This window comes from Clostridium neuense, assembly GCF_045310695.1.
Classification (GTDB): Bacteria; Bacillota; Clostridia; order Clostridiales; family Clostridiaceae; genus Clostridium_S; species Clostridium_S neuense.
Map to the genome: position 1 here is coordinate 216,896 of NZ_JBJIAA010000003.1, position 21,047 is coordinate 237,942.

Below are 21,047 nucleotides of genomic sequence, written 5' to 3' on the forward strand. Positions count from 1 at the left end.
GTATTTGCAGGCATAATTTTAAAATCATAGGAGGTCTAGTACTGATATGCACAATGTTTTAGTGGTATTGCAAGTAATTCTCTGTGTAATTATTATAGGAGTTGTCCTTGTACAACCAGGAAAAATGGATGGTTTCACAAATTTTTCAGCAGGCGCAACTGATACTTTCTTTGCAAAAAATAAATCTAAGACACATGAATCGTTCTTAAAAAAGGTTACAGTTGTAGCAGCATTGTTATTTGCGATAGTAACTATTTTGATGAATTTACCAGCATTCAAGTAAATAATGATTATTAAAAGATATAATTCAGTACTATTTGGATTGTATCTTTTTTATTTATAGTGTATTCTGAATAATATATGAGAAAAATGATAAAATATAGTAAGAAGGTGATTAAAAATGAGTTTAAGAGAAAACATACTTGATTTTATGAGAGAACAGGCCTATAAACCTTGTAATATACAAGAACTTGCTGAAGCTTTTGGAGTATCAAAGGTTGAATATAAATCCTTTAAAAAACTTTTAAATGAAATGGAGAAAAATGGTGATGTTGTAAAGAACAGAACAAGTCATTATGGAGTTCCAGAAAGAATGGGGCTTATAATAGGAAAGCTTCAAGGAAATGCAAAGGGCTTTGGTTTTGTAATTTGTGAAGACGATTTACCAGATATATTTATACCATCCTCCTACATGAATGGAGCCTTAAATGGAGACAGAGTTGTAGCCAAAATATCAAGAGAAGTAAAAGGTACCAAAAAATGTGAAGGTGAAATAATAAGGATACTTGAAAGAGCAAACAAAACTGTAATAGGAGTTTATGAGGACAGTAGAAATTTTGGATTTGTCGTAGCAGATGATGTTAGAATATCTCAGGACATATTTATTCCTAAAAGTCAAAAAAGCACAGCAAAATCTGGAGATGTAGTTGTTGCGGAAATAACCTTGTGGCCAGAAAAGAGAAGAAATCCAGAAGGTAAAATAATAGAAGTGCTTGGCAATAAGAGAGAAGCAGGAATTGACATATTAACTATAATCAAAAAGTTTAAGCTTCCAGAAAAGTTCCCAGAAAAAGTAGAAACTTTTGCAGCTAATATTCCAGATGAAATACCACAGGAAGAGTATGAAAGAAGAGAAGATTTAAGAAACATAAAAATGGTTACTATAGACGGGGAAGATGCTAAGGATCTTGATGATGCGGTATCAATAGAGAGGCTTCCAAATGGCAATTTTAAGCTGGGAGTTCACATAGCAGATGTTTCAAATTATGTTACTCAAAATAACCCACTGGATAAAGAAGCACTTAAGAGAGCTACTTCTGTATATTTAATAGATAGGGTTATACCAATGCTTCCAAGAAAGCTTTCCAACGGAATATGCAGCTTGAATCCAAAAGTTGATAGACTTGCATTGTCTTGCTTTATGGAAATAGATCACACAGGAAAGGTTCTTGATCACAAGATATTTGAAAGTGTAATAAAGACCAACGAAAGAATGACTTACACAGATGTTACTAAAATTCTTAGAGATAAAGATGCGGAAACCATAAAAAAATATGATTATCTCTATGAAGATTTTAAGGCTATGGAGGAACTTGAGCAAATTTTACATGACAAGAGAATCAAAAGAGGAGCAATAGATTTTGATTTTCAGGAGAGTAAAATAATACTGGATGAAAAAGGTAAGCCAATTGAGATAAAACCATATGAAAGAGCAGTAGCCAATAGGATAATAGAGGAGTTTATGCTTGTTTGTAATGAAACTATAGCAGAACATTTCTTTTGGGCAAATGTTCCTTTTGTGTATAGAATACATGAAGACCCGGATAGTGAAAAGCTTGAAAGATTTAATGATTTTGTTCATAATCTTGGATATATAGTAAGATGGAGTGCAGAGGTTCATCCAAAACAGCTTCAAGAGGTGCTTGAAAAGATAAAAGGCAAGAAAGAAGAAACTGTTGTAAGTACTCTTCTTTTGCGTTCATTAAAACAGGCAAGGTATGCACCGGAATGTTCAGGTCACTTTGGATTAGCAGCAAGATATTACTGTCATTTTACATCTCCAATAAGAAGATATCCAGATTTAATGATCCATAGAGTTATAAAAGATTATTTAAATGGCAGATTAGATGATAAATCCTGCAAGAAACTAATAGGAGTAGTAGACTATGCAGCGGTCCAATCATCAGAAATGGAAAGAGTTGCACAGGAGGCAGAAAGAGAAGTTGATGATTTAAAGAAAGCTGAGTATATGGCAGATAGAATTGGAGAAGAGTATGATGGTATAATATCATCAGTAACAAGCTTTGGAATGTTTGTTGAACTTGAAAACACCATTGAAGGTCTTGTTCATATAAGTGCTCTTACAGACGATTATTATGTTTATGATGAAAAATACCTAAGCTTAATAGGAGAAAGAACAAAGAAAATATATAAACTTGGTGATGAGGTTAGAATAAGAGTAGAAAGAGTAGATCTTGATTCTCATGAAATATATTTTCAATTATGTGCAATGAAACCAATTCTAGAGTCTGAAGAAATTGAAAATGGTGATACTGAAGTTGAAGATAGTGGTGTAGAAGCCATACACGAGATTAGAAAAAACAATGTTATAAATGAAGTGGTTTCGCCGGAACACTTGAAATAGAGTAGAGAGTAGAGAGCAAAGAGTAGAGAGAAGGATGATTTATCTTCCTACCGTCAGATAAATCTAAAATTATATAAAAATAGATGATGTTCAGAGTGTTACACAAAGGCAAGTATGCATTATCTTAAAAATGGCGTCAGCATTAAGTTTTAAAATTTTCTGCGACTAGCAGAAAATTAACCTTTGCTCTACTCTCTACTCTTTACTCTCTGCTCTAATATGTTATAATAAGTGTAGTTTAAATTTAATTACAAGCGTGGTGATATTTTATGGCTAAAAAGAATACTGCAGACAATACGTTAGCGGATAATAAAAAGGCGTGGCATGACTATTTTATAGAGGAAACTTATGAATGTGGTATAGAACTTGTTGGAACTGAGGTTAAGTCCATAAGAGGGGGAAGAGCCAACTTAAAGGACAGTTACGCTGAAGTTAGAAATAGTGAGATTTATGCCTGCAACATACACATAAGTCCCTATGAACATGGAAATATATATAATGTAGATCCTTTGAGAAAAAGAAGGCTTCTTCTTCATAAATCTGAAATATCAAAGCTTATTGGTTACACAGCACAGCAAGGATATACTCTTGTTCCTATAGCAATGTATCTTAAAAACAGACGTGTAAAGGTAAAACTTGCAGTTGCTAAAGGTAAAAAAGACTATGATAAGAGAGATTCTCTAAAGGAAAAGGCAGCAAAGCGTGATATAGAAAGAAGTATGAAAGTAAGATAATTTTTTATAAATTTCCAAAAAGTAAATATTGAAGTTATAATGCTTTTAGAGTATTATAATACATGCAGCAGGTGAGAAGGTATAAGTTTAAGCCATTTAAATTTATTGCAATTTATAAAGCTTACTTGCAAATATAAAAATTTGTGCTATAATCTTAGTACAATGTAATTTAAAAACTTAATATATTTATTTTCGTTAAAAGCACCAAACCCCTGTGTTTATACACAGATTTGTGCCATATTATTTTTAGTTTGTGGATAAGTTAACTCTTTATTTCAAACTTAACAATACTATGGGGGTGCATTTTGGTTTCGACGGGGTTGTGTTGCATTTAGGAAGCGAGTCGAGGGAACCTGTGGGCCCGCGTTAAAAAACTATAGGATAAAAATTAAACGATAACGAAAATAATTTAGCTTTAGCTGCGTAGTCAGCTAACGTCAGCCTAAGAGTCCCACGACTTAGGACCTGGCGTCGATAGTGGGGAACCGAGCCTTACAAAGCTTTGAGTAAGGAACGGAATTTATGAAGCTACTGAAGTCAGAAGCCTGTCCGTAGGCGTCTGATAGAGGGAATGTAAAACTACGGAATGCACTCGGAGATGCCTACATGTTACCAGTTTCGGACAAGGGTTCGACTCCCTTCACCTCCACTTCTGACCTGCGATGGAATATCGTGGGTTTTTATATTTTAAGGAGTTAATTAATATAGTAGTAAGAAAAAAAGTGCTAATCTTTTAGGGATGAAGCACTTTTTTATTTGCTTTTAGATACCATGATTTCTATGTTAATACTGAGAAATTTTATCTCAATAATTAGATCAGAAATAAAAAGATTAAGTTTTTTTCATTTGTATATTACCTGCAGGACATATCTTTTTGCATGAAGTACATCCTGTCACTTATTATTTATATTAAAGTTTTCTTTTATAGCAATAGAAATTAATTATTTGGAATTTATATTTTCTTTTTTAGTAGCTTTAGTATCTATGGTTTTATTATATGTGCATTATATGCACATGTTAAGAAAATGTCGAATATCTTATCTTTGCTTTTATATAATGTTTTTCCTTTGAAATACGGAAAAAGATGCTATTCAAATATATAGGAATTATATGTATTATATATGTATAAGAGATGTTGATTAACTTTTGAAAACGTATAATTAATATTTATAGAGTAAATATAAAAGGAGGAGATCACAGTGACAAAGTTACCGGATAATTTTCTTTGGGGAGGAGCAGTAGCAGCTCATCAACTTGAAGGCGCCTATAGAGAAGGGGGCAAAGGAATCAGTGTAGCTGATGTAATGACAGCAGGAGCAAATGGAGTAGATCGTAAGATTACAGAAGGAATCTTAGAAGGAGAATATTATCCTAATCATGAAGCTATTGATTTCTATCATCATTATAAAGAAGATATTGCTCTTTTTGCAGAAATGGGATTTAAGTGTTTCAGAACATCGATAGCATGGACAAGAATTTTTCCAAATGGTGATGAATTAGAGCCAAATGAGGAAGGATTGAAATTTTATGATGATTTATTTGATGAATGTCTAAAGTATGGTATAGAACCAGTTATTACTTTATCGCATTTTGAATTACCATATCATCTTGTCACAGAATACGGAGGTTTTCGTAATAGAAAATTAATTGAGTTCTTTGAAAGATTTGCTAAAGTATGCTTTGAGCGTTACAAGAACAAAGTAAAATATTGGATGACTTTTAATGAAATAAATAACCAGGCAAATTATAAGAGAGATTTTGCACCATTTACAAATTCGGGTGTTTTATATAAAGCTGGTGAAGATCGTGAAGCAATAATGTATCAAGCTGCTCACTATGAACTTGTAGCAAGTGCACGTGCAGTAAAAATTGGACATGAAATAAACCCAGATTTAAAAATTGGATGTATGATTGCAATGTGTCCTATTTATCCAGCAACATGTGCTCCAAAAGATATTTTGATGGCTCAAAAAGCAATGCAGAAGAGATACTATTTTGCAGATGTACATGTACATGGTGAATATCCAGAGCACATTAATAAATATCTTAAACGCAAGGGAATAAATTTAGATTTTACTAAGCAAGATGCAATAGATCTTAAAGAAGGATGCGTTGATTATATAGGATTTAGTTATTACATGTCATTTGCAGCTAAGTACCACGAAGGAAATGAATCATTTGAATATGATGAAACAAGAGACTTAGTGAGAAATGAATATGTAAAGGCATCTGAATGGGGATGGCAGATTGATCCAGAAGGACTTAGATATGCATTAAATTGGTTTACTGATATGTATCATCTTCCATTATTCATAGTAGAAAATGGATTTGGAGCTATAGATGAAATTGGTGAGGATGGAATGGTACATGATACTTACCGTATTGAATACCTGAAGGCTCATATAAAAGAAATGATAAAGGCAGTAGATGAAGATGGCGTTGATTTAATGGGATATACTCCATGGGGCTGTATAGATTTAGTATCAGCAGGAACTGGTGAAATGAAAAAACGTTATGGATTTATATATGTTGATAAAGACAATGAAGGAAATGGAACATTAAAAAGATCAAAGAAAGAATCATTTGATTGGTATAAAAAGGTCATTGAATCGAATGGTGAAAAACTAGATTAAAAGTAGAAGTATTTGTAAATATAAAAAATAATTAATAATAAAAATATTGAATTTTATAATATAATTTAAAAAATGGAGTGATTATTATGAAAAAAGTGTTAATAATTTGTGCAGCAGGGATGTCATCATCTTTAATGGCAAAAAAAACAACAGAATTTTTTAAGAGTAAAGGTAAAGAAGTTACAGTAGATGCAGTATCAGCAACAGAAGGACAAGGAATGATAGAAACTAGTGATTTTGATTTATTTTTAATAAGTCCACAAACTAAAATGTATTATGCTAAGTTTGCAGAAGCTGGTAAAAAAGTGAATAAGCCAGTTGTAAGTATTCCACCACAAGCATATGTACCAATCCCAATGGGCATACAAAAAATGGCTAAACTTATTGTTGAAAATTTAAAATAAAATTAATTCTTTAAGGAGAGGTTTTTAATTGTTAAGCAATAAAGAAAAAGCAATTTTAGAATTTTTCATAAAAAATAAAGGTAATATAATAACTAGCAAAATGGCAGCAAGTAGTTTGAATTTATCAGATCGTACTATACGTAATTACATTAAAGGGTTGCAGGAAATATTATCAGAAAATGGTGCGGAAATTATTGCAAGACCAGGTTATGGTTATACGCTTAAAATTAATCATGAATCTGAATTTGACACTTTCCTTGGGAAAAATGAAAGTAATTCAATGAAAAAAAATCAACATAAATTAGATGAATCAAAAGATAGGCAGTATCATATTTTAAATAAATTACTATTCAAAGATGAATATGTTTTATTTGAAGATTTATGCGATGAATTATATGTATCACGTTCAACATTATCAAATGATTTTTCAGAGATAAGGAAGGGATTAAAAGCCTATAATTTATCTGTAGTAAGTAAAGTAAAAAAGGGAGTCTATATTGAAGGTGATGAAAGAGATAAAAGACATTTTATAATGGATTATTTCTTTAGTAACAGTTTCAGTATTTCAATTAATAAATATGTTGGAAATACATTGTTTTTAGGGGATATAAGTTTTGAAGAAATAACAATAATAGTTTTAGATGAATGTCGTGGAGCTGGACTTAGACTTTCGGATTATATAATACAAAATCTAGTACTTCATATTGTTTTAGCAATTAAGCGAATAAGAGATGGATTTAATTTGCAAATAGGTGAAGTTGATACTTCTATGGAAGGCAAGCGGGAATTTGAAGTGGCTAAAAACATCTTAAAACGTATAACATTATCTAGCAATATTAAATTCCCAAAAGAAGAAGTTTATTATGTAGCCCTTCATTTAAAAGTAAAGTCTACTTCTAAAAATGCAAATGATATTGAAGTGAGCAATAATAAAAAGAAATATGGTGAATTACTAAAGATTTTACAAAATATTGAACATGATACAGGATATCTTATAAAAAATGATCAGCAGCTTATTAATGGGCTTATGGCACATTTTTATCCTTTGCAGATGAGGCTTGAACATGGAGTTATATTGGAAAATCCATTACTTGATGAAATAAGAGAAAAGTATAGCTACATTTTACTTCTTACCAAGCATTATCTTTCAAATATGTCATTTTTGAAGGGGTATAAAGTATCTGATAGTGAATGGGCCTATATTTGTCTGCATTTTATGGCGGCTATAGAAAGATATAAGGATAATGAAAAGCTGAATGTACTGGTAATATGTGCAACAGGATATGGTAGTGGCCAGATGCTTAGTGTAAGACTAAAGAAAGAATTTGGACAACATATTAATATTGTCGATGTAATTGGTTACTATGAAATTAATGATGAAAAACTTAATGGAATTGATATGATTATTTCATCTATTGATTTATATACAGTTGTATTTAATATACCTGTTATAAATGTGAGTGTTTTTTTAAATGATGAAGAAATAAATAAAATTAAATTATTTATTGAAAGAAGAACATCTCAAAGTAAAAATAATGAAAAGATAAGTTCAACTATTTTATCTGAAAAGAAAGCTATGTTTAAAAAGTTTTTTAAGGAAGATTGTTTTACTATTTTAGATAAATCAACTTCAAAAGAGAAGATAGTTGAAGAGTTAGTGAACTTATTACAAAAATACGAAGAACCTGGGTATTCTAAAATTATGATGAAACAGATTGTTCAAAGGGAACTCATGAGTTCAGTCGTATTTAGTAATCAGATAGCAGTGCCTCATCCAGCTAAATCACTAGGGAAAAGTGCACATGTTGCTGTAGCTATAGTAAGGGATGGAGTAAAATGGAGTGATGGCTTTTCAAAAATAAAATTTGTATTTTTATTATCTCCATCTAAAATAGAAAATGCTGATTTAAAATATATTACTAGAGCTATTGTTTCATTAACAGAAGATGATGACATGCAGAAAAAATTATTAGCGTGTGAAAACTTTAAGCAATTTGAAGATATATTTACAGAATTAATTTAAGAATGAAAGGAAGTAATAGTTATGACAAAAGACGATTTACAAGAAGTAGCATTTGAAATTATACTTCATAGTGGTGATGCAAGAACTGTAGTTCATGAAGGACTTGATCTAATGAATAAGGGAAAATTTGAAGAAGCAGAAAAGAAAATGGAAGATGCAAATAATAAACTTCTAGAAGCACATAAATCACAAACAAAGTTACTTCAAGATTATGCAAATGGTGATGAAATAACTATGGAAATTATCATGGTTCATGCTCAAGATCATTTAATGACAACAATGGCAATTAAAGAAATGGCAATTGAATTCTTGAAAATGTATAAGCAAATCTATGAATTGAAAAATGGAGAAGTTAATGCATAGGGATGCAAAAGAGAAACTTGAAAAGAGACAGAAAGAAACAAGTTTAAAGACAATGTACTTTAACAGATTTCTGTTAGTTCGATATGTCACAGCAGGTTTCTTCTTTGCAAATTTATATTGGTTCTGTTCTCTTTTAATGAGCTACAAAGCATGGGCCTTAGTACCAGGATTTAATTTAATATTTATAATAAGAGCTATATGGGAACAATGTACGATGTTTAGTTCACCTATTGATAATGCCAAGAAAACAATTTTAGCATATAAAGTAATATTGAGCATTAATGTAATACTTTTAGCAGCTTTATTCACACCATTGTTTGGTAAGTTATTTCCGTTTTTAACAAACAGCACTAAATCACATGCATTTATTTTAGGAATTATTTTTGTTGAATTGCTTTTTTGTGGAGTTATGTTGAAACGATTACACCAAATAAATAACCGTACTGATAGACAATTTCAATATATAAAACAATACGAAAAAAGTATTAATTAAGAAAAGGGGAGAAATACTATGGAAAACACAAATAAGGGTTTTCAATTCTTAGAGAAATATCTAATGGGACCTATGGGAAAAGTATCACAGTTACGTCTTGTTCGTGCAGTTATGGCTGCAGGTATGGCATCTATTCCGTTTACAATTGTAGGATCGATGTTCCTTGTACTGAACATATTACCTCAAACAATGACTTTCTTAACAGATATTTTTAACAACACATTTTTCCGTATAAGTGATTTGTACATGTTAGCAAATAAATGTACAATGGGAATTTTAGCTCTTTACTTCTGTCTTGTCATTGGATATGAGTATACAAAGATTATTGTAGATGAAGAAGGTTTAAATCTTAATCCATTAAATGGAGCACTTCTTTCTATGTTTGCATTTTTTATGACTATTCCAGAATTAGTTTTATCAGATGGTAAAATAAAATTAATCAATGAAATTACTAAGGATACTAAAATAATCAATGGTTGGGATATTGGTGGAGATGGTGTAACTCGTCTGGGTACTACTGGAATATTTACCGCAATTATTATGGCTGTTGTAGCCGTAAATTTATACCGTGCATGTGTAAAGCATAATTTAATTATCAAAATGCCAGATGCCGTTCCAGAAGGAGTAGCACGTTCATTTACTGCATTAATTCCAGCATTCTTTGTGGCATTTGTTGTATTATTTATCAATGGTGTATTTGTTGCTTTGGGAACAGATATATTTAAGGTTATAGCAGTACCATTTAGTTTTGTAACAAAGCTTGCAAATAGCTGGATTGGAATATTAGTAATTTACTTCTTAATTCATGCTTTATGGATTGTAGGTATTCATGGTGCAAATATTATAAGTTCATTCTTAACTCCAATTGTATTATCAAATATGACATTGAATATGAAAGGTGCAAACATTCCATTTGCAGGTGAATTCCAAAACTCATTTGTTATCATGGGAGGTTCTGGTGCTACACTCGGACTTACAATATTTGTTGCATTCTTAGCAAGATCAGAACAATTAAAAGTTTTAGGTCGTGCAGGTGTTGTACCTTCAATATTTAACATTAACGAACCGATGATATTTGGATTACCAATAATCTATAACCCATATCTTGCAATTCCATTTTTCTTAGCACCAATGGTATGTGCATCAACTGCTTACTGGGCTATTACATTACACTTGGTTAGGCCAATAATCGCACAAGTTCCATGGCCATCACCAATTGGTATTGGAGCATTCATAGGAACAGCAGGAGATTTTAGAGCAATATTATTAGCATTATTAAACGGTGTACTTGCATTCTTAATTTACTTCCCATTTATCAAAATGTATGATGCTAAATTAGTAAAAGAGGAACAAACAAATGCTGAAGGATCATTAGATGAAGAATTAAATTTAGATTTATAATTAGAATAGAAATATAAATTGTTTACTAGATGGTAAGGATGTGCCGTATTAGTGTAAAAAATATGCTAATACGGCACCTTTATTTATTTTTTTCCTATATTATATAATTTACCGTTTACAATTCAAGTATTGTATTAATAAATAGCTTGTATTAAAATAAACAAGGGAAAATCATGAATTTATTTTATATGCTAGCGTATATATTTAATAAATAAATTTGGTTAAAAATAACAAATGAAAAGGAAGCGAATATAATAATGAGTTCTCAAAATCGTAACGTAGATATGTGTAACGGCCCGTTGTTCAAGAAGATATTTATTTTTGCTTTGCCTATTATGGCAATGTATATATTGCAGTTGATGTTCAATACTGCCGATATGGTGGTGGTAGGACATTTTTCAGGAAGAAAGGCATTAGCTGCAGTTGGAGCAACCGGTTCACTTATTAATCTTATTATAGCTTTATTTATGGGATTATCAGTAGGTACCACTGTCGTTGTAGCTAGGGATTGTGGTGCGGAGCGTAAAGCTGATGTAAGTAGATCCGTTCATACGTCTATTGCAATTAGCATCATTGGTGGATTCATTGTTATGGTCATAGGTATTATATTTTGTAGGCCACTTCTTAAGATGATGGGTACGCCAGAGGATATTATCGGGCTGTCCACAATATATATGAAAATATATTTTATTAGTACACCTGCTAACATGGTATACAATTTTGCAGCAGCTATTTTACGTGCTGTAGGTGATAGCCGTCGTCCAATGTATTATCTTATTATTGCAGGTACAATACATGTAATATTTAATCTTTTTTTTGTGATTGTACTCCATATGGGGGTAGCTGGCGTGGCATCTGCTACAGTAATTTCAGAGTATATCTCGGTGGGGCTTATTATTATTTGTCTATGCAGATATGAGGGAGCTATACGTTTTATACCACGTAAAATGTGCATTGATAAGCATAAGCTAAAGGACATTGTGAGAATTGGTTTGCCAGCAGGAATGCAGGGATTATTGTTTTCTATTTCCAATGTATTAATCCAATCAGCAGTTAATTCCTTTGGATCAATTATGGTGGCTGCTAGTGCAGCTGCAAGCAATGTTGAAAACTATGTCGGTACTACAATGAATGCTTATTATAATGCAGCAATTTCTTTTGCTGGACAGAATATGGGAGCGAAGAAATATGATAGAATTGATACCATTGCAAAAGTGTGTACAGTGTTAATTTTTACTACATGGATTATTTTAGGTGGTGCCACGGTGATTTTTGGAAAACAACTGCTTGGGATTTTCACATCTGATCCACAGGTCATTAAGCTTGGATATTTGCGTATTGGTATAATGATGGTTGCATACTTCACCTGCGGCATGATGAACGTGTACCCAGGGCTTACCCGTGCCATGGGCTATTCTATATCGCCTATGATTTCAACACTAGTGGGTGCTTGTATTATGCGAATTATTTGGCTAGCTACAATTTTTACTTGGCATCATACGGAGATTATGCTTTTTGCTTGCTACCCGGTTACTTGGGCACTGGCGGGAATTGGGCAGGTAGGTATTTTCTTTTATGCTAGACGAAAGATTCGAAAATCCAATATGCCAAAGATTAAGAGTGCAGATATATAGATAAGATAGAAGTTGTGAAGTAACAATGCTTCATCGCGTTAAAAAAATCCTATAAATCTAAGGTTCAAAAATCATAAAATACTAAAATATTTCAATAACTCGCTATCGCTCAAACAGATTGAAATATCTAAGCATTTTACAATTATCATCTTAGATTTATTAGCTTTATTTAATATCTGAAATTAATATCACCTCGATAAATTTCAGTTTATTGAGATGAATTTGGTAGTTCTAATCTTAATATTCCGAGTTATCTATAGAGATTTTTTTATAAATGTCTCCGGTAAAAAGACAAAAGTCTAAAATTGTGCTATTATATTATTAGAACGATAAACAAGTGTCTATGTATAGGAAACAATTTGTTAATGGACATTTTTGAGGGGAGACGTTTTGATGGAAGAAAAAGAGTTGTCACGAGGATTAAAGGCACGTCATATTGAATTGATTGCCTTGGGTGGAACAATTGGTGTTGGTTTGTTTATGGGGTCAGCTAGCACAATTAAATGGGCTGGACCGTCAGTGTTGCTTGCGTATGGAGTAGCTGGAATTGCTATGTACATAATTATGAGAATTATGGGAGAAATGCTTTATCTGGAACCACTGGCAGGATCTTTTGCAAATTATGCTAATAAATATATATCTCATTTAGCTGGATATATGACAGCTTGGTGTTATTGGTTTATGTGGGTAGCTATTGGTATGTCAGAAATCACTGCTATAGGAATCTATGTGAATTATTGGTTTCCGCACTTACCATCTTGGATTCCTGCTTTAATCGGTTTGGCTATTATATCTGCTGCCAATATGGCTTCAGTTAAATTTTATGGAGAATTTGAATTTTGGTTTTCTTTGGTTAAGGTTGTTACTATTATAGCTATGCTTATAATTGGATTTGGTTTGATTTTCTTTGGTTTTGGAAACCATGGCGTAGCTATAGGTTTGAAAAATCTTACAGCACATGGAGGATTCTTTGCTGGAGGCCTAAAGGGCTGGCTATTTGCATTATGTATGGTAACAGCATCATATCAAGGGGTAGAACTCATAGGTATAACTGCCGGCGAAGCACAAGATCCTAAAAATACCTTAATGAAAGCAACGAAAAATATAATTTGGCGTATACTCATTTTCTATGTTGGTGCTATATTTGTAATTGTAACTATATATCCATGGAATAAAATTGGTACACTTGGAAGTCCATTTGTTTTGACTTTCTCTAAGATTGGGATTACTGCCGCTGCTGGTATTGTTAATTTTGTAGTACTTACAGCTGCAATGTCAGGTTGTAACAGCGGAATTTACAGCTGTGGTCGTATGCTTTATACTTTATCTAAGAATGGGCAAGCACCTAAATTTCTTGGTAAATTAAACAAAGATGGTGTTCCAGCTAATGCTATTAGGACAACTTTGATTTGTTTACTTATTGGTGTGATTTTAAATTATATTTATCCAAATTCTAAATTATTTGTTTATATTTATAGTGCTAGTGTTTTTCCAGGTATGATTCCTTGGATTGTTTTGTGTATTAGCCAAATAAAATTTAGAAAAGAACATGCAGATGAAATGGCAGCGCATCCTTTTAAATCAAAGTTATTTCCATATGCTAATTATGTTGTAGTTGCATACCTTTGCTTAGTTTTAATTGGTATGTGCATTAACAGTACAACACAGGTATCTCTATTTATTGGAATTGTGTTTTGTGTAATTATTACTATAGGATATTTTGCCTTTGGTATTTATAAGGGGAATAATCTTAAAGAAGAATTTGAAGATAAAAAAGTATTGAGTGAGGAAAGATAATTTGAGTTTGTGAAAATATTAAAATTTATGTTTATTTTTATAGAAATTTTATCTCGATAATTAATCTAGAAATAAAAACGCAAAAGTATAGAATTAGTAGTAAATAAATTTTGTGATTATAGGAGACTTTATTATGAAACAAATTGCAGAATTACTTGGCTGGATTGGTGTCTGGGGATATGTATTGGCTTTGATTAATTTCTTTGTAAAATATGTAAATAAAAAGTTTATAAACAAATTTCCTAAAGATAAACAAAATTTTATTAAAATGTATAGAACTATTATGAGATATATAGTGAAATATCATAAAATAATTGGTGCGGTTGCTTCGGTGGCAATAATAGGGCATTTATATCTCATGTATAAACGTATTGGATTATCTGTACCAGGATTAATTGCCGCATTATTAATGTGGAGTATTTTTGCATTAGGTTTTTATGGAGCTGTTATTAATAAAAATTTTAAGGGGAAATGGCTTAAGCTTCATAGAGTGTTAGCGTTTTTATTGATATTTGTGGTGATTTTTCATGTTATGTTTAAAAGGGTGCTATTAATTCATAAATAATTTTACCAGTGATGAAGCAATTTATTCGTTAATAAAAAGCATAAGTGAAAAAAATCCATGTGCAGTGGTTAAAGCTTGCACATGGATTTACCCATCCTGAACTCTGTAGGAGTAAGTAAAGTGAGTTTTTTGAAAATTCTGTTGAAATTTCTTTGACTTTCAAATCCGCATTCTAAAGCTATAGTTGTTATAGAAAGGTCTGTTTCACTAAGCAATTTCTGAGCTTTATTTATACGCAGTCTATTTATATAATCATTAAACTGATAGCCAATCTTCTTTGAAAAAATTCTTGAAATATAGAATTTACTAAAACCCAAATCTTTAGCTATACTTTCAAGCGAAATATTATCTTGATAATGAACCTCAATATATTTAAGTAGATTTTGTGTTGCGTTGCTGTAGGAAGAACTGCTATTTTTTAGGATGAAATACTTATCAAGTTTTCCAAGTATTGTATATAGAAGCCCTTTGATAACATATTTATTATTACATTTTGTAAATTCATCATGCAGCATAAAGAAGAGGTTTTTTATTTCATTATTAATTATGTTTTTTGGCATAAAAGGATTTTCTAGTGTCTTATCCATTCTCATACTAAAAAAGCTTCGGGTAATATCAGGTGAAAAAATGAACATCAAAGTTTTTGAAAAGGTTTTATTATTATATCCATGTATATCATTAGGAAAGCATATAGCGGCCTCGTTAGTATTTAAACGGCGTGAAACATTGTTTATTGTAACTTCTATAGAACCGTCAATAACGTAAACGACTTCAACGTATGGGTGAAGATGAGGCGGAAAGCTTAAATTTGAAAAAATATTTGAAGTAAAGAAGTTTTGATCTCCGGATTTATTTGCTTGAAAAAAAGGATACATAAGTGACCTCCCAATAATTGAATATGCAATATGAAAGCGGCTATTTTTAAGCAAGCTAATATAAAAAATATATCATGCATAGCAATATATGTCTATATTGGGTTAATATATTGCCAGACTAATTTATTAAATGCATGTAATATGTTAATAAGAAAATTAAAACTTATGATAAAGTTTATGAATAAATAAAGTAGGGAGAGAGTTAAAATATGTCAGCTAAGTATGTACAAGATATGACAGAAGGAAATGAAGTTTCGCTTCTAATAAAATTTACTTTGCCGATGCTTGTTGGTAATGTATTTCAGCAATTTTATAATTTAATCGATTCCATTGTTGTAGGAAAGTATGTAGGTGCTAATGCTTTAGCGGCAGTAGGTGCTTGTGGTTCGTTAAACTTTCTTTTTTTCTCTGTATGTATGGGATTATCTATTGGAGTTGGCATTATTATTTCACAGTACTTTGGTGCTAAGAGGGAAACGCAAGTAAAAAGGGCTATTGCAAATTCAATTTATGTTATTGGTGCAGCAGGAATGCTTATGAGTATATTAGCAGCTATCTTTGCACGACCAGCTTTGCAGCTTATGGGCACACCGCCTCAAATTTTAAATGCTTCTGTTAGATTTTTTAGAATAGTATCTGGAGGTATGATAGCTGTAGCAGCTTATAATGCTGTAGCTGCAATACTTAGGGCATTAGGGGATTCAAAAACACCCCTGATTTTTTTAATTGTTTCTTGCGCAATTAATGTTGTTTTGGATTTAATTTTTGTTCTTAAATTTGGGCTTGGTGTATCAGGAACAGCTTTTGCAACAGTTATTTCCCAGGGATTTGCTGCTTTGGGCTGCGCAGTTTTTTCGTGGCTTAAAAATCCATATTTTAAATTAAAAAAGGAACACTGGAAGGTTAATCGCTCAATTATTATTAAATGCATAAAAATTGGTATTCCTGTAGCTACACAAAATTCAATGATTGCAGTATCTTTAGTGGCACTGCAGAGCGTTGTAAATAGCTTTGGGGAGACAGCTGTTGCGGCATATACTGCTACGAGCAGAGTAGAACAGCTTGTGCATCAGCCGCTTAGTTCTTTAGGTGCGGCCATGTCTACATTTTCAGGACAGAATATGGGAGCTAGCAAATTGGACAGGGTTAAAAAAGGGTATCATAAAAGTATTTTGCTAGTGGCTGGATTTAGTTTCTTAGCCCTGTTGACAGCTCAATTTGGTGGCAGGACTATTATGGAAATATTTGTTAAGGAACAAGCAGTAATAAGCCTTGGGGCTAAGGCAATAAAAATTACCGCCTGTGCATATTTTCCACTTGGTATGATTTATCTTACAAGAGGATTACTAAATGGTACAGGAGATGCATTTTATGCCATGATTAATGGTTTTGTGGAAGTAGCAGGAAGGATTGGGTTTTCAAGCGGCCTTGCTATGCTTCCTTTCTTAGGAGTTTGGAGTGTATGGGCTACAAGCGGACTTACTTGGACTATTACAGCTGTAGCAAGTATAGTACGTTATAAACAAGGTAAATGGCAGACAAAGTCATTAACTAAGATTGCTACATAAAAAGTTTGTGGAGGAGGAGTACTTGAAGATGGTACAAGAATGTGGTAAGGATACAAATTCAAAGGTAATAATTGCGGCAGCAGGAAGAACTTCTGCAATATACGTAGATCCAGAAGCAAAAGACTATGATGGCTTAAAACTTGTGGTAAATTCTTTTGCAGAAGATGTTAGCTTAGTTACAGGAACAATGCCTATGGTTGTAACGAATCTGGAAGGAATAAAGGAAACAGCAATAATAGCAGGATCAATTGGAAATAATGGCATTATAGATTCACTAGTTAAAGATGGCATAATAGATTTATTGGATATTAAGAATAAAAGAGAGTGTTATAAGATACAGGTTGTTCAAAATGTTACTCCTAAAATAAACAAAGCAATTGTTATTGCAGGAAGTGATAAGAGAGGAACTATATATGGTATTTATCATATATCTGAACTTATTGGAGTGAGTCCATGGGTTTATTTTGGAGATGTTGCTCCTCACAAGCATTCTGAACTTGTTTTTTCAGAAAATGAACTAAACATTACCTCCAAAGAACCATCTGTAAAATATAGAGGATTTTTCTTAAATGATGAGTGGCCATCTTTGGGTTCATGGGTAACAGGTAGTTTTGGGGATTTTAATGAAGAGTTTTACAATAAAGTGTTTCAACTGCTTTTGAGGTTAAAGGGGAATTTTATGTGGCCTGCTATGTGGAGTGCTGTTTTCAGTGAAAATGGTAAAAGTAGTCCAATAGCTAACGCTAAACTTGCTGATGCATATGGCATTGTAATGGGTACTTCTCATCATGAACCAATGTTTCGTGCTGGGGAAGAGTGGAAACAGATTAACCATAGATATGGTACAGACCGAGCATGGGACTTTTCTACTAATGCAGAGGCTATAACCAAGTTTTGGGAAGATGGTTTGATGCGTAATAAAGATTTTGAAAGTTTGATTACTATCGGTATGAGAGGTGAACAGGATTCTGCATTAAAAGGAGCTGAAGAAGAAAACATAGAACTTCTAAAAAATGTAATTAGAACTCAAAAAAGTTTATTAAAGAAACATGGACTTGAAGATGCTCCTCAGGTTTTAACTATATATAAGGAAGTAGAAAAATATTGGTATGGATCAGATGCAGTAGAGGGACTTAGAAGCTGGAAAGTACTTGATGATGTAACTATTATGCTGGCTGACGATAATTTTGCAAATGTCCGTACACTTCCTTCTGAAAAAGAGCGTAATCGTAAAGGTGGTTGGGGAATGTACTATCATTTTGATTATCATGGAGGACCACGTTCTTATGAATGGGTGAATGTCACCCCAATTGAAAAAACTTGGGAGCAAATGTCTATGGCCTATGATTATGGTGTGAGAGATATATGGATTGTCAATATTGGAGATTTAAAACCAATGGAATTTCCAGTTTCGTATTTCTTGGATTTGGCTTATGACTTTGATACTTGGGGTACAGATGGACTGAATAAGACAAAAGAATATACTATAAAATGGGCTGCACAGCAATTTGGAGATGCTGTAGGAAAAGAAGCAACTTATGAAATTGCGGGTATACTATCAGATTACACGAAAATGAATGGAAGCAAAAAGCCTGAGGTTACTTGTGTTTCTACATATAGTTATACAAATTATAACGAAGCACATAGAGTAATTATGAAAGCAATTAATTTAGAAAATAAAGCTGAGGAATATTACAATCAAATGCCAGAGACGTATAGGGATTCGTATTATCAGCTTGTATATTATCCAGCCGCGGCATCTGCAAATGTTGTTAAAATGCAAATCTATGCAGGATTAAATAATTTGTATTATAAACGAAAGAGTGTACTTGCAAATTTATATGCTGAACTAGTGGAAAAATGTAAAAAGAAAGATATTGATATGCAGAATTACTACAATGATAGTATGTCTGATGGTAAATGGAAGGGCATGATGAGTTCTCCACATATAGGATACACAAAGTGGAGTCCAGATGGTTGGAAGTATCCAGAAATTTTTAGAGTCATTCCGGAAAATGGCAGCCAGATGATTGTAGATGTAGAAGGGACTGAAAAAGAATATAGATTTGGTACAGCAGCTTTACCTGTATTTACGAATTTAAGTAAAGAATGCTATTCTGTTACAATAAGTAATGGTGGAAATACAGAATTTATTTACGAAGTTGAAACTAGTGCTTGTTGGATAAAAGTAGATAATACAAAAGAATGGGTTAAGAATGGAGACACAATTAAGATTTCAATAGATTGGAATAAGATTTTAAGAACATCACATGGTTTTATAATTATTTCTGGTGCAGGAGAAACAGTAAAAGTAAATATTACTGCTGAAGTGATAGATATTAAAGACTTACCGGAAATGACTTTTGTTGAAACTCATGGCATGATATCTATTGAAGCAGAGCATGTGTCTTCTAATGTAGCAAAATCTAATGTAAAATGGAAAGTAATCGAAAACTATGGACGTACGCTGTCTTCAGTAAAAATGATTCCTACAACAGTATCCTTTGAAAAACCAGAAAATGCACCATATTTAGAATATATAGTAAAAGTAAATAAAGCTTTGGAGTATACATTAACAGCCTATGTTGCACCGACGAATAATTTACAAGAGAATAGCAGGCTTAAATATGCTGTTGGTTTTGATGGAGAAACTCCGGTTGTAGCTGATGCTTTGCCTAAAAATTTTATGGCTGGTGATTACGATAATGAACTTTGGTGCAGTGCAGTTTTAGATAATATACATGTTACTAATACTACGCACAGATTAAAGAAAGGAATACATAAGCTGCGTTTCTATGGTTTGGATGCTGGAGTGGTATTACAAAAGCTAGTTTTATCTAAAGATAGGCTTCCAGAATCTTATTTTGGACCAGAGGAAAGCTTTTTTGTCGGAAAAAACTAAACTATAAGGTTTTAAAGTGTTAATAAATAAAAGACTGTATATATAGTCTTTTATTTGGAGTTTGTAATAATTTTATTTATTTGATATAATTTTAATGTGAAAATTAGTGCTTATAGATAAATCATTTCAACTATTAAAATTCATGTGAGCCATAATGCCAAGAAGACGGCATTTTGGTACAAATAAATTTAAAGTTTCGAGTGTTTTATCTTTAGTCAGTTCGAAAGCCTCCTGACTTAAAACAAAACTACGGTTAAATAAATTAAGTAAGATAAAGATTCAAATTAAATTTTATTAATGTGAGCTTTGTTTTGTTGACTTCATTTATCGTAGGATTATTCCTGCGATTTTTTGTTTTGTGATTTTTAAAAAATTTTATATTTGGTGTTGATTTGAAAAAAGAATATTAATAAAATGGAGGGGTTTTTATGAGTAATAATACAGTAGAAAGATTAGTTAAATCAGCTATTATAGCAGCGCTTTATGCAGCTGTAACATTTCTTCTAGCTCCAATAAGCTATGGGCCTATACAATTTAGAGTATCAGAGATAATGGTGCTTCTAGCATTTTTTGATCCATTTTATATTGGTGGACTTACAATTGGATGTTTTATTGCAAATATTCTTGGTCCAAACGGATTGACGGATATCATATTTGGCACACTGGCAACCTTTGTTAGTGTTTATGCTATTTCACTTACGGGAAAACTTGCAAAAGACAAAAAAGGCTCATTAATAATAGCATCACTTTGGCCTACCATTTTTAATGGTCTTATAATTGGAGGAATGCTTACGTATCTCTATAAAATTCCACTGCTTTTATCTATTGGTGAAGTTGCACTTGGTGAATTTGTGGTGGTTACAATAGTTGGGGTACCAATTGTGAAATTTGTACAAAATAAGTATCATAACTTTCCATTATTTAAAAGAGGAAACTCATATTAAAGATAAATGGATAACATAAATAATATACCAAAAGTCGTATATATGTTTTCCAAAGGTTAGAGTGGGT

Annotated in this window: 16 protein-coding genes and 1 other RNA gene; 16 read left to right on the forward strand and 1 reads right to left on the reverse strand. The window is 32.1% G+C overall.

The genetic code is table 11. The features are described from left to right. The first annotated feature begins 46 nt into the window (after nucleotides 1–46). From secG to ACJDT4_RS04865, 13 genes are all read left to right on the forward strand, one after another. Nucleotides 47–283 (forward strand): preprotein translocase subunit SecG, encoded by a 237-nt coding sequence (gene secG / locus ACJDT4_RS04805; RefSeq protein ID WP_406786398.1) that lies wholly within the window; start codon nucleotides 47–49, stop codon nucleotides 281–283. A 117-nt stretch (nucleotides 284–400) separates the two neighbouring features. Further along, nucleotides 401–2,644 carry a ribonuclease R gene (gene rnr / locus ACJDT4_RS04810; protein ID WP_406786399.1) on the forward strand — a complete coding sequence of 748 codons (2,244 nt, stop codon included), beginning with the start codon at nucleotides 401–403 and terminating at the stop codon, nucleotides 2,642–2,644. 269 nt (nucleotides 2,645–2,913) lie between these two features. After that, a complete protein-coding gene (gene smpB, locus ACJDT4_RS04815) occupies nucleotides 2,914–3,378 on the forward strand; it encodes an SsrA-binding protein SmpB (protein ID WP_406786400.1) in 465 nt (154 codons plus the stop codon). A gap of 294 nt (nucleotides 3,379–3,672) precedes the next feature. Next, nucleotides 3,673–4,030: a transfer-messenger RNA gene (ssrA, locus tag ACJDT4_RS04820) on the forward strand. A gap of 547 nt (nucleotides 4,031–4,577) precedes the next feature. After that, nucleotides 4,578–6,011 (forward strand): 6-phospho-beta-glucosidase, encoded by a 1,434-nt coding sequence (locus ACJDT4_RS04825; RefSeq protein ID WP_479723302.1) that lies wholly within the window; start codon nucleotides 4,578–4,580, stop codon nucleotides 6,009–6,011. Between the two features lie 86 nt (nucleotides 6,012–6,097). After that, complete coding sequence (locus ACJDT4_RS04830; RefSeq protein ID WP_406786401.1) at nucleotides 6,098–6,415, forward strand: PTS cellobiose transporter subunit IIB; 318 nt, start codon at nucleotides 6,098–6,100, stop codon at nucleotides 6,413–6,415. 28 nt (nucleotides 6,416–6,443) lie between these two features. Next, complete coding sequence (locus tag ACJDT4_RS04835; protein WP_406786402.1) at nucleotides 6,444–8,438, forward strand: BglG family transcription antiterminator; 1,995 nt, start codon at nucleotides 6,444–6,446, stop codon at nucleotides 8,436–8,438. Nucleotides 8,439–8,459: 21 nt separating this feature from the next. Further along, complete coding sequence (locus tag ACJDT4_RS04840) at nucleotides 8,460–8,801, forward strand: PTS cellobiose transporter subunit IIA (protein ID WP_406786403.1); 342 nt, start codon at nucleotides 8,460–8,462, stop codon at nucleotides 8,799–8,801. Further along, the gene (locus ACJDT4_RS04845; RefSeq protein WP_406786404.1) at nucleotides 8,794–9,294 is read left to right on the forward strand and encodes a hypothetical protein; all 501 of its coding nucleotides are present in this window, start codon (nucleotides 8,794–8,796) and stop codon (nucleotides 9,292–9,294) included. Before ACJDT4_RS04840 ends, ACJDT4_RS04845 begins: the two co-directional genes overlap by 8 nt. Nucleotides 9,295–9,312: 18 nt before the next feature. Then, nucleotides 9,313–10,695, forward strand: coding sequence for a PTS cellobiose transporter subunit IIC (gene celB / locus ACJDT4_RS04850; RefSeq protein ID WP_406786405.1), 1,383 nt, complete (start codon nucleotides 9,313–9,315; stop codon nucleotides 10,693–10,695). A gap of 284 nt (nucleotides 10,696–10,979) precedes the next feature. Next, nucleotides 10,980–12,329 carry an MATE family efflux transporter gene (locus ACJDT4_RS04855; protein ID WP_406786406.1) on the forward strand — a complete coding sequence of 450 codons (1,350 nt, stop codon included), beginning with the start codon at nucleotides 10,980–10,982 and terminating at the stop codon, nucleotides 12,327–12,329. Between the two features lie 393 nt (nucleotides 12,330–12,722). Further along, nucleotides 12,723–14,126, forward strand: coding sequence for an amino acid permease (locus ACJDT4_RS04860; RefSeq protein WP_406786407.1), 1,404 nt, complete (start codon nucleotides 12,723–12,725; stop codon nucleotides 14,124–14,126). A gap of 133 nt (nucleotides 14,127–14,259) precedes the next feature. Beyond that, complete coding sequence (locus tag ACJDT4_RS04865) at nucleotides 14,260–14,691, forward strand: hypothetical protein (protein WP_406786408.1); 432 nt, start codon at nucleotides 14,260–14,262, stop codon at nucleotides 14,689–14,691. Between the two features lie 68 nt (nucleotides 14,692–14,759). Here ACJDT4_RS04865 and ACJDT4_RS04870 read toward each other — a convergent pair whose 3' ends face one another. Continuing rightward, on the reverse strand, nucleotides 14,760–15,566 hold the full coding sequence (locus ACJDT4_RS04870) for an AraC family transcriptional regulator (protein ID WP_406786409.1): 807 nt from the start codon (nucleotides 15,564–15,566) through the stop codon (nucleotides 14,760–14,762). 209 nt (nucleotides 15,567–15,775) lie between these two features. Between ACJDT4_RS04870 and ACJDT4_RS04875 the strand changes: the two genes are divergently transcribed. The 3 genes from ACJDT4_RS04875 (at nucleotide 15,776) to ACJDT4_RS04885 (ending at nucleotide 20,980) form a co-directional block, all read left to right on the forward strand. Further along, entirely contained in the window at nucleotides 15,776–17,134 is a 1,359-nt protein-coding gene (locus ACJDT4_RS04875; RefSeq protein WP_406786410.1) for an MATE family efflux transporter, read from the forward strand. Nucleotides 17,135–17,162: 28 nt separating this feature from the next. Further along, on the forward strand, nucleotides 17,163–20,036 hold the full coding sequence (locus ACJDT4_RS04880) for a glycosyl hydrolase 115 family protein (RefSeq protein WP_406786477.1): 2,874 nt from the start codon (nucleotides 17,163–17,165) through the stop codon (nucleotides 20,034–20,036). Nucleotides 20,037–20,464: 428 nt separating this feature from the next. Further along, nucleotides 20,465–20,980: a QueT transporter family protein gene (locus ACJDT4_RS04885; RefSeq protein ID WP_406786411.1), complete on the forward strand. Its 516-nt coding sequence runs from the start codon at nucleotides 20,465–20,467 to the stop codon at nucleotides 20,978–20,980. Nucleotides 20,981–21,047: the final 67 nt, after the last annotated feature.

Bases quoted from the DNA above. Each gene is read 5' to 3' on its own strand.
- rnr (WP_406786399.1), top strand. From the start codon at position 401: ATGAGTTTAAGAGAAAACATACTTGATTTTATGAGAGAACAGGCCTAT.
- ACJDT4_RS04875 (WP_406786410.1), top strand. From the start codon at position 15,776: ATGTCAGCTAAGTATGTACAAGATATGACAGAAGGAAATGAAGTTTCG.
- ACJDT4_RS04870 (WP_406786409.1), bottom strand. From the start codon at position 15,566: ATGTATCCTTTTTTTCAAGCAAATAAATCCGGAGATCAAAACTTCTTT.
- celB (WP_406786405.1), top strand. From the start codon at position 9,313: ATGGAAAACACAAATAAGGGTTTTCAATTCTTAGAGAAATATCTAATG.
- smpB (WP_406786400.1), top strand. From the start codon at position 2,914: ATGGCTAAAAAGAATACTGCAGACAATACGTTAGCGGATAATAAAAAG.
- ACJDT4_RS04855 (WP_406786406.1), top strand. From the start codon at position 10,980: ATGTGTAACGGCCCGTTGTTCAAGAAGATATTTATTTTTGCTTTGCCT.
- ACJDT4_RS04860 (WP_406786407.1), top strand. From the start codon at position 12,723: ATGGAAGAAAAAGAGTTGTCACGAGGATTAAAGGCACGTCATATTGAA.
- ACJDT4_RS04830 (WP_406786401.1), top strand. From the start codon at position 6,098: ATGAAAAAAGTGTTAATAATTTGTGCAGCAGGGATGTCATCATCTTTA.
- secG (WP_406786398.1), top strand. From the start codon at position 47: ATGCACAATGTTTTAGTGGTATTGCAAGTAATTCTCTGTGTAATTATT.
- ACJDT4_RS04840 (WP_406786403.1), top strand. From the start codon at position 8,460: ATGACAAAAGACGATTTACAAGAAGTAGCATTTGAAATTATACTTCAT.
- ACJDT4_RS04845 (WP_406786404.1), top strand. From the start codon at position 8,794: ATGCATAGGGATGCAAAAGAGAAACTTGAAAAGAGACAGAAAGAAACA.
- ACJDT4_RS04880 (WP_406786477.1), top strand. From the start codon at position 17,163: ATGGTACAAGAATGTGGTAAGGATACAAATTCAAAGGTAATAATTGCG.
- ACJDT4_RS04885 (WP_406786411.1), top strand. From the start codon at position 20,465: ATGAGTAATAATACAGTAGAAAGATTAGTTAAATCAGCTATTATAGCA.
- ACJDT4_RS04865 (WP_406786408.1), top strand. From the start codon at position 14,260: ATGAAACAAATTGCAGAATTACTTGGCTGGATTGGTGTCTGGGGATAT.